The following is a 7,261-nucleotide window of genomic DNA, read 5'->3' as shown; positions in this document are numbered from 1 at the left end:
CCACCCGCACGGTGCTGCTGGTGGCCGCGGCGGCCGGGTCGCCGCAGCTGGCGCCGGTGTTGCGCGCCGCGGACTCCCTCGGCGCGGGCCTCGACGATCTCCAGCCCGCCCAGGACGCGGAGCTGGTGCGTACCGACGGCGCGGTGCTCACCTGGCGGCATCCGCTGCTGCGCGCGGCGGTCTACCAGGGCGCGGCGCTCACCCAGCGCCTGGCCGCGCACCGCGCCCTGGCGGCCGCGTTCGACACCGAGGACACCGCCGATCTGCACGCCTGGCATCGGGCCTGCGCCGCCACCGGCCCGGACGAGACGACCGCGACCCTGCTCGAGCACACCGCCGAGCGTGCCCGGCGCCGCAACGGTTTCCACGGCGCGGTCGCCGCCTACGAGCGCGCCGCCGCGCTCGGCATCACCGAGGGCGACCGGTGTCGCAGGCTGGTCCTCGCGGCCGAGATGGCGACCGAGGCGGGACTCACCGATCAGGCGGTGGCGCTGGCCGAACGGGCGGCGGCATCGGGTACCGACCACTCGGTCGAGCTGCGCCTGGCCCTGGTCCGCGCGCAGGCCGATTTCGCCTCGGGTGTCCCAGCCGCCGCGCATCGGCGATTGTTGGCGGCCGCGGTAGCGGCGCGAACAGGTGATCCAGGCGGGGCTGCGCGCACGGGCGATCCGGAGGGGATTGCGCACAGCGGTATTCCGGACAGGGCGGGGCACACCGGCGATCCGGGTACGGCGGCGCGCATTCTCACCCGGGCGGTGCATGCCGCGTGGTATCTGGGTCCGGCGGAGATCGCCGAGGTGGCCGAGGTGCTGGCGACACTGCCGCTGGTCGACCGCGATCCGGTGACGCCGATCGCGCGGTATCTGACCACGGCGGTCGCCGGGCACCGCACGGTCGACCTGCGCACCGCGGCCACGCTGGCCAGGGCCAACGGCGCGGACAGTCCGGCTGATCTGGTGCAGCTGTGCGGCAGCGGATTGGTCGTCGGGCAGGACGAGCAGGTGGGTGAGCTGGCCGAGGAACTGATCGGCGAATGCCGCGAGCAGGGCCGGATCGGGGTGCTCGCGCCGCTGCTGTTCTTCCGATCGGAGGCGCAGCTGTTCGCGGGCAGGCCGGGGGCTGCCCGGGTCGGTGCCGAGGAAGGACTGCGCATCGCCGAGGACCTCGGACAGGCGCACTGGGTGGGGCAGCTCAGCGCGTTCCTGGCGTATCTGGCGGCCCAGCGCGGCGACGAGGACGCGACGCGCGCGCGGGCCGAGCGGGCGACGGCCGAGGAGTCCGGCGGGGCACGCGCGGTCGGCGCGTCCTGGGCGCACGCGGCGCTGGGACTGCTCGCGCTCGGGCAGGGCAGGCTGGAGGCGGCGCGCGCGGAGCTGGCGCACATGGCGGTCGAACCGGCCCGGCACCACGTCAGCGGGTTGCGCGCGCTCCCCGACCGGATCGAAGTGGCCGCCCGGCTCGGCGCGACCGAGGACGCGACTGCCGCCTTGGACGACCTCGCCGCCTGGGCCGAGCGGGCCGATCAGGAGTGGATCACCGCGCTGGTGGCGCGCGGCCGGGCACTGCTGGCCGACGGACCCGACGCCGAAACGCACTTCGTGGCCGCGCTGACCGCGAATCGCCCGTTCGACGAGGCCCGCACGCGGCTGCTCTACGGCGAATGGCTGCGCCGGGAGAAACGCAAGGTCGACGCGCGCGCCCAGCTGGAACAGGCCCTGGGAGTGTTCGACCGGCTCGAGGCGGGGCCATGGCGCGAGCGTGCCCGCACCGAACTGAGCGCGCTGGGGGTCGGGACGACAGTGGCGGCGAGCGCGGGACCGCTGAGTGTGCTCACCCCGCAGGAGTCACAGATCGTGCGGCTGGCGGCGCAGGGGTTGTCGAATCGGGAGATCGCCGCGCGATTGTTCCTGAGTCACCGCACGGTCGGGCATCACCTGTACAAGGCGTATCCGAAGCTGGGCGTGCTCTCGCGCGGCGAGCTGAAAGAGCTCGAGCTGACGGAGTGAGTCAGGCGCGCACGGCGCCGACGGTCCAGCGCAGCGCGGCGACGGCGGCCGCGACCAGCACGGCGGCCTGCGGCGACCCGAGGACCAGCAGCAGCACGGCGCCGACCACGAATCCGGCGACCAGCGCCTCGAGCTTGTAGAGCGGCCAGGCACTGCCCGCGATGTCGACCGTCGCGGGTGCTGTCGAAGGGGTGACCACTGCCATGCACACAGGATAGGCGCACAGAAGAGTTCGGTCCACCGAACTTTACCGGGACGCACTGTCGGGAACATCACACCGCGCCCGATCGTTGTGCAGGTCATGCCACTGACAGGAGAGTACGCACCGAGCACTTCGGACTGGGCCCGCGAACAGGCCGAGACCTACGAGAACTCCGGCGGAGCCGACGGCACCTCGTTGCAGGGCAAGCCCGTCATCCTGCTCACCACCAAGGGCGCCAAGACCGGCAAGCTGCGCAAGACGCCGCTGATGCGGGTCGAGCACGACGGCGAATACGCCGTGGTGGCCTCACTGGGCGGCGCGCCCAAGAACCCCGTCTGGTACTACAACATCAAGGCCCATCCGCAGGTGGAGCTGCGCGACGGGACCGTCAACAAGGACTACACCGCGCGCGAGGTCACCGGCGCGGAGAAGGCGCAGTGGTGGGAGCGGGCCGTCGCGGTCTGGCCCGACTACGCCAAGTACCAGAAGAAGACCGATCGCGAGATCCCGGTCTTCGTCCTCACTCCCAGCTAGCCGCCGGGCGCCCGGTCACCCGTCCCGGCGGCGGGTGGCCGGGCGCCACACGGCCCTCGGTAGCATTGCCGGGGTGTCCCCTATCGCTGACGTCGCCGAAGTATCCGTATCCCGTCCGCCGCTGACCGCGGACGAGATCGACGCCGCCGCCAAGCGAATTTCCGACATCATCGAGCCGACACCGCTGCAGTACAGCGCGCGGTTGTCGGCCCAGACCGGTGCCCAGGTCTACCTCAAGCGCGAAGACCTCACCGCCGTGCGCTCCTACAAGCTGCGCGGCGCCTACAACCTGATGGTCCAGCTCACCGCCGCCGAACGCGCGGCGGGTGTGGTCGCGGCCAGCGCGGGCAACCACGCGCAGGGCGTGGCGTTCGCGTGCAAGGCCATGGGTGTGCGCGGGCGCATCTACGTGCCGACCACCACCCCCAAGCAGAAGCGTGACCGCATCCGCGTGCACGGCGGCGAGTTCGTGCAGCTCATCGCCATCGGCGAGACCTACGACGCGGCCGCCGCGGCCGCCGCGGAGGATGTCGCCCGGACCGGCGCGACCCGGGTGCCCCCGTTCGACGACCCGCGCACCGCCGCCGGGCAGGGCACCATCGCCGCGGAGTTCCTCGAGCAGCTCGGGACCGCGCCGGATCTGGTGATCGTCCCGGTCGGTGGCGGCGGCTGTCTGGCCGGTATCGGCACCTATCTGCGCGAACGCGCGCCGCAGGCCGGTCTGCTCGGGGTGGAGCCCGCGGGCGCCGCCTCGATGACCGCCGCGCTGGTGGCCGGCGCGCCGGTCACCCTGCCCGAGATCGACCCGTTCGTCGACGGTGCCGCCGTGCGCCGCATCGGCGACCTGCCCTACCGGGCCGCGGCCTCCTTCGGCGGGGCCGTGGTCTCGCACGCCTCGCTGCCGCTGCTCACCACGACCGGCATCCCCACCGGCACCGCGTCGTTCCGGATGATGCAGGTCGACGAGGGCGCGATCTGCACCGCGATGCTCGACCTCTACCAGAACGAGGGCATCATCGCCGAGCCCGCGGGCGCGCTGGCCACCGCGGCGCTGGCCGAGGTGTCCGTCGAACCGGGCTCGACCGTGGTGGTGCTGGTCTCCGGCGGCAACAACGATGTGTCGCGCTACGGCGAGATCATCGAGCGCTCGCTGGTGCACCGCGGCCTCAAGCACTATTTCCTGGTGGACTTCCCGCAGGAGCCGGGCGCGCTGCGCCGGTTCCTCGACGACGTCCTCGGCCCCGACGACGACATCACCATGTTCGAGTACGTCAAGCGCAACAACCGGGAGACCGGGGCCGCGCTGGTCGGTATCGAACTCGGCGCCACCGACGACCTGGCCTCGCTGCTGCACCGCATCGAGGAGTCCCCGATCCAGGCCGAGCGCCTGGAACCGGGTTCCCCCGCCTATCGCTACCTGACTTGAGGGTTACGCGGCCACGCGGTCGATACCGGCCGCGCGGTCGCGGGTGGCGCGCACCCCCGACAGGGCCAGCGGCAGGACCCAGGCCATGGCGGGCTGGTCGTAGGCCAGCGTGGTCTGGTCGAGACGGTTGTGCACGTAGGCCACCGACAGGCCCGAGGCCGGGTCGACCCAGCCGAAGGACCCGCCGAGCCCGATGTGCCCGAAGCCGTGCCGGGCGCCGACCAGCGGGAACGAGTGGTAGCCCAGGTGCCACATCATCGGCAGGTAGAACAGCGCGTGGTCGAGCCGGTAGGTCTGCACGCGGCGGATGGCGCGGTGGGTGTGCGCGCTCAGGTACGGCCGGCCGTCGACGGTGACACCGTCGGCCAGTGCCGCGTACATCCGGGCCAGACCGGTCGCCGTGCACACACCGTTGCCCGCGGGCATCTCGGTGTCCAGGATCGGCGGGTCCTCGCCGTCGAGGATGCCGTGCAGGCCGGGCACGAACAGGCAGCGGGCGGCCGCGCCCAGCGCACCCGGGACGTGCCTGCCCACCCGGCCGAGCACATTCGCCGCCACCGGGTGCCCGACCGCGCTCAGGTGCGCGCCCGCGAGCGGGGCGTAGTCGGTCGACGAGCCCGCCGCCGGGCGGCCGAGATGGATGCCGTCGATGCCGAGCGGTTCGGCCACCTCGGTGCGGATGAGTTCACCCATGCCGCGGCCGGTGACCGCCCTGGCCAGGCCCGCGAGCAGCCAGCCGTAGGTGAGCGCGTGATAGGCGGGCACCCCGCGCAGCCGGTCGGGCGCGGCCAGGGCGAGGCGGTCCTCCATCAGTTCGTGATCGAGGGATTCGGCGGCGGTGTCGGCGACGGCGGGCAGCGAGGACAGCCCGGCCCGGTGGGTGAGCACATCGGCGACGGTGATCGCGCCCTTGCCGTTGGCGGCGAAGCGCGGCCAGTACTCGGCGATCGGGGCGCGGTAGTCGATCAGGCCGCGGTCGGCGAGGCGGTGGATGACGGTGGCGGTGACGCCCTTGGTCGCGGAGAAGACGATGGTGCCGGTCTCCGCGCTCCAGGGCCGGTCTCCCGTGCTGCCCGCCCACAGGTGGGCCAGCGGTTCGCCGTGCCGGTGGATCGCGAGGGAACCGCCCGCGCCGCGGCGGTGGCCGACCAGGGTGGCGAAGGCGCGCACCAGCGGACCGAATCCGGCCGGGGCGTAACCGCCGACACCGGCCGGGAGGGCAGCACTGTCCTGCCCGTAAGCGTCGTTGCTCATCGCTCAACCGTACGGTCGGACTCTCGGCCGGGCAATGGGCGGACACCGACCGTGGCCGAGCCGTGCCCGGCCGTCATCAGTCGGTGACCACGGTGCCCGCGCCGTCACCTTCCTCCAGCACCGCGAAGCTGTGGCCGGAAACCAGTGTGCCCGCGCCGCTTTCGGTCGCCGGGGACCAGGCCAGCAGGACGCGGCCGTGCACCGGGATCACCGCGTCGTCCTCGGCGAGATTGCACACCACCGAGATTCGTCCGCGTCGCAGCACGAACCAGCGCCGGGCCTCGTCGTAGTCGGCCCAGACGCGGTCGAGCCAGGGATCACCGAATTCCGGGCGGGCCTTGCGCAGGGCGAGCAGGGCGCGGTAGCAGGCGAGCAGCCGGGCGTGTGGTTCGCGGCCGGGTTCGGTCCAGTCCAGCCGGGAGCGGGTGAAGGTGTCCGGGTCCTGCGGGTCGGGGACGTCGTCGGTGGCCCAGCCGTGTGCGGCGAACTCCGCGCGGCGGCCCGCGGCGGTGGCGGCGCCGATCACCGGATCGGTGTGCGAGGTGAAGAACTGGAACGGGGTGCGCGCGCCCCATTCCTCGCCCATGAACAGCATCGGGGTGCTCGCCGAGAGCAGCACCAGCGCCGCCTTCACCGCGAGTTGGCCGGGGGTGAGGTAGGCGCTCGGGCGGTCACCGAGGGCGCGGTTGCCGATCTGGTCGTGGTTGCAGGTGTAACCGAGCAGGGCGCTGGCGGGGATCAGCTCGCGCGGGATCGGCAGCCCGTGGGTGCGGCCGCGGAAGCTGGAATAGGTGGCGGCGTGGAAGAACCCGTGCGTGAGGGTCTGGGCCAGGCAGGCCAGGGAGCCGAAATCGGCGTAGTAGCCCTGGCGTTCGCCGGAGACCGCGGTGTGCACGGCGTGGTGCAGGTCGTCGTTCCACTGCCCGGTCAGGCCGTAGCCGCCCGCGGCGCGCGGGGTGATCAGACGGGGGTCGTTGAGGTCGCTCTCGGCGATCAGGGTGAGCGGGCGGCCCACTTGTGCCGAGAGCGCGGTGGTTTCGACGGTGAGCTCTTCGAGCAGGTGGGTGGCGGTGTGGTCGACGAGGGCGTGCACGGCGTCCAGGCGCAGTGCGTCGAGGTGGAACTCGCGCAGCCAGCGCAGGGCGTTGTCGACGATGTGGCGGCGCACCGCGTCGGAGCCGGGACCGTCCAGGTTCAGGCTCTGACCCCAGGTGTTGCGGCCGCCGGCGAGGTAGGGACCGAAGCGCGGGAGGTAGTTGCCGGAGGGGCCGAGATGGTTGTAGACCACGTCCAGGCAGACCGCCAGGCCGCGGGCGTGGCAGGCGTCGACGAAGCGTTGCAGGCCGTCGGGGCCGCCGTAGCTCTCCTGCACCGCGTACCAGAGCACACCGTCGTAGCCCCAGTTGTGGGTGCCGTCGAAGGCGTTGACCGGCATCAGTTCGACCGTGGTGACGCCGAGCCCGACCAGGTGGTCGAGCTTGCCGATCGCCGCGTCGAAGGTGCCCTCGGGGGTGAAGGTGCCCAGGTGCAGTTCGTAGAACACCGCACCCGCCAGCTGCCTGCCGGTCCAGCCGTGGTCGGTCCAGGCGGCGGGGTCCAGGTCGTGGACCGCCGAGCGGGCGTGCACCCCGTCGGGCTGACGGGGTGAGCGCGGGTCGGGCAGCACGGTGGGATCGTCGTCGATCAGGAACCCGTAGCGGGCGCCCTGCGCCGCCTGCGCCCTGGTCGACCACCAGCCGCCGCCGTTGCGGCGCATGGGGTGCGCGTCCCCGTCCAGGTGCAGCCGCACCGACCCCGCCTCCGGCGCCCACACCCGAAACAGCCTCATCGGCCCAGCAT

The 7,261-nt window shown here is 72.9% G+C and carries 6 protein-coding genes; 3 read left to right on the top strand and 3 right to left on the bottom strand.

Features of this window, described 5'->3' with window-relative positions:
* Nucleotides 1-2,006, top strand: a 2,006-nt coding sequence (locus tag ACWEMY_RS23550; protein WP_452391765.1) for a LuxR C-terminal-related transcriptional regulator, incomplete at its 5' end; no start/stop codon positions are given.
* A gap of 1 nt (nt 2,007) precedes the next feature.
* Here the strand turns inward: ACWEMY_RS23550 and ACWEMY_RS23545 are convergent.
* Nucleotides 2,008-2,211 carry a hypothetical protein gene (locus tag ACWEMY_RS23545; RefSeq protein WP_375937900.1) on the bottom strand — a complete coding sequence of 68 codons (204 nt, stop codon included), beginning with the start codon at nt 2,209-2,211 and terminating at the stop codon, nt 2,008-2,010.
* 96 nt (nt 2,212-2,307) lie between these two features.
* Here ACWEMY_RS23545 and ACWEMY_RS23540 point away from each other — a divergent pair, with 96 nt between their 5' ends.
* Both ACWEMY_RS23540 and ilvA read left to right on the top strand, forming a co-directional pair.
* A complete protein-coding gene (locus tag ACWEMY_RS23540; RefSeq protein WP_452391764.1) occupies nt 2,308-2,742 on the top strand; it encodes a nitroreductase family deazaflavin-dependent oxidoreductase in 435 nt (144 codons plus the stop codon).
* Nucleotides 2,743-2,824: 82 nt separating this feature from the next.
* Complete coding sequence (gene ilvA, locus ACWEMY_RS23535; RefSeq protein WP_375937971.1) at nt 2,825-4,168, top strand: threonine ammonia-lyase IlvA; 1,344 nt, start codon at nt 2,825-2,827, stop codon at nt 4,166-4,168.
* A 3-nt stretch (nt 4,169-4,171) separates the two neighbouring features.
* On the opposite strand, the gene ACWEMY_RS23530 is transcribed toward ilvA, so the two are convergent.
* Nucleotides 4,172-5,422, bottom strand: a complete 1,251-nt coding sequence (locus tag ACWEMY_RS23530; protein WP_452391763.1) for a serine hydrolase domain-containing protein — start codon at nt 5,420-5,422, stop codon at nt 4,172-4,174.
* Between the two features lie 76 nt (nt 5,423-5,498).
* Nucleotides 5,499-7,250, bottom strand: a complete 1,752-nt coding sequence (gene treZ, locus ACWEMY_RS23525) for a malto-oligosyltrehalose trehalohydrolase (RefSeq protein WP_452391762.1) — start codon at nt 7,248-7,250, stop codon at nt 5,499-5,501.
* Between the last annotated feature and the right edge of the window lie 11 nt (nt 7,251-7,261).

Source organism: Nocardia sp. NPDC004415 (assembly GCF_053602435.1).
This window is presented reverse-complemented; position numbering and strand designations above follow the sequence as displayed.

What these genes read in the sequence shown, in the direction of transcription:
- ACWEMY_RS23545 (WP_375937900.1), bottom strand. Translation starts at nt 2,211, where the DNA reads ATGGCAGTGGTCACCCCTTCGACAGCACCCGCGACGGTCGACATCGCG.
- ACWEMY_RS23540 (WP_452391764.1), top strand. Translation starts at nt 2,308, where the DNA reads ATGCCACTGACAGGAGAGTACGCACCGAGCACTTCGGACTGGGCCCGC.
- treZ (WP_452391762.1), bottom strand. Translation starts at nt 7,250, where the DNA reads ATGAGGCTGTTTCGGGTGTGGGCGCCGGAGGCGGGGTCGGTGCGGCTG.
- ACWEMY_RS23530 (WP_452391763.1), bottom strand. Translation starts at nt 5,422, where the DNA reads ATGAGCAACGACGCTTACGGGCAGGACAGTGCTGCCCTCCCGGCCGGT.